Source organism: Paraburkholderia terricola (genome assembly GCF_900142195.1).
GTDB classification, from domain to species: Bacteria; Pseudomonadota; Gammaproteobacteria; order Burkholderiales; family Burkholderiaceae; genus Paraburkholderia; species Paraburkholderia terricola.
The window spans coordinates 1-1,430 of record NZ_FRAB01000107.1; the positions used below are offsets into that span (position 1 = coordinate 1).

Below are 1,430 nucleotides of genomic sequence, written 5' to 3' on the forward strand. Positions count from 1 at the left end.
GAGCTAAAGTCGGAACTGGTGTACGGGGGAGTTAAGGCGGGAGATTGAAGGCGGTGGAGGTTTCAGCTGAGAATCTGATTGTCGAAGTCGGAAACCAGCAAACAACAAACCATCCACCATGAGCAAGTTTACGGAAAAAGAAGTCGTCGGTCTATCGGGGGCCGGTCTGGGTCTGGACGAACTGGTGCGGCAGGGAGCGCGGCAGGTGATTCAGCAGGCCATCGAGGCGGAGCTGTCGGCGCTATTGGAACGGTTCGAGAACGTCAAGACCCTGCACGGCCAGCGTGCCGTGGTACGCAACGGCTATTTGCCGGAGCGCGAGGTGCTGACAGCAGCCGGCCCCATTCCGGTGAAGGTGCCGAAGGTTCGGGATCGATCAGGATCAGGTGTGAAGTTCAATTCGTCGATCGTGCCGCCGTACGTGAGGAAATCGCCGCGCGTGAGTGCCGCGTTGCCGTGGCTGTATCTGAAAGGCATCTCGACGGGCGACATGAGCGAGGCGCTGAGCGTGCTGCTGGGAGATGACGCCAAAGGCCTGTCGGCCAACGTGGTGAGCCGGCTGAAGGCGCAGTGGGCCGATGAGCATGCCAACTGGAGCCGGCGTGATCTGTCGAAGTCGCGCTACGTCTATTGGTGGATCGACGGCATTCATACCGGCCTGCGTAGTGAGAACTCAGACGGCCAGTGCCTGCTGGTGATCATCGGCGTTAGGCCGGATGGGCGCAAGGAGCGTGTCGCGATCGGGGACGGGTATCGCGAGTCGAAGGCGTCATGGCAGGAGCTGCTGCTCGATCTGAAATCGCGTGGCCTGCAGACCGGACCACTCCTGGCAGTTGGGGACGGCGCAATGGGCTTCTGGGCGGCGCTGGAAGAAGTGTTTCCTGCGACACGCGGCCAGCGCTGCTGGTTTCACAAGATGGGCAACGTGCTCAATGCACTGCCGAAGTCGCAGCAAGGCCGCGCGAAGGCGGATCTGCAGGCAATCTGGATGGCCGCGACGCGCGCCGACGCGTATGTCGCGTTCGATCGTTTCGTGACGGTCTATGCGGCGAAATACCCGAAGGCGACTGAGACGCTGAAGAAGGACCGGGAGAGTCTGCTGGCCTTTTACGACTTTCCGGCCGAACACTGGCAGCACCTGCGCACGACGAATGCGATTGAGTCGACGTTCGCGACCGTGCGTCATCGCACCACGCGCACGCGCAACTGCGTGTCGCGACCGACCTTCCTCGGTCTGGCATTCAAGCTGATCGAGGAAGCCGAGAAAACCTGGCGCCGCATCAACGGCCCTGAGCAGATCAAGCTGTTGCTGGAGGGCATTGCCTTCAGGGACGGCGAGCCGGTGCAAGGCGACCAACCGGTTCAGCAGAAACTCGCCGCTTGACGTCGCCGGCCATCAACCGCCCATACACCAGACTTGACCTTATCTC

1 protein-coding gene is annotated in these 1,430 nt (G+C 61.5%); it reads left to right on the plus strand.

Annotation, left to right across the window (positions count from 1 at the left end; genetic code table 11):
• Window positions 1-118: 118 nt before the first annotated feature.
• Window positions 119-1,384 (plus strand): IS256 family transposase, encoded by a 1,266-nt coding sequence (locus tag BUE39_RS33640; RefSeq protein ID WP_073432977.1) that lies wholly within the window; start codon window positions 119-121, stop codon window positions 1,382-1,384.
• Window positions 1,385-1,430 lie beyond the last annotated feature (46 nt).

Excerpts from the sequence above, each read along its gene's own strand:
- BUE39_RS33640 (WP_073432977.1), top strand. The coding sequence starts at position 119 with ATGAGCAAGTTTACGGAAAAAGAAGTCGTCGGTCTATCGGGGGCCGGT.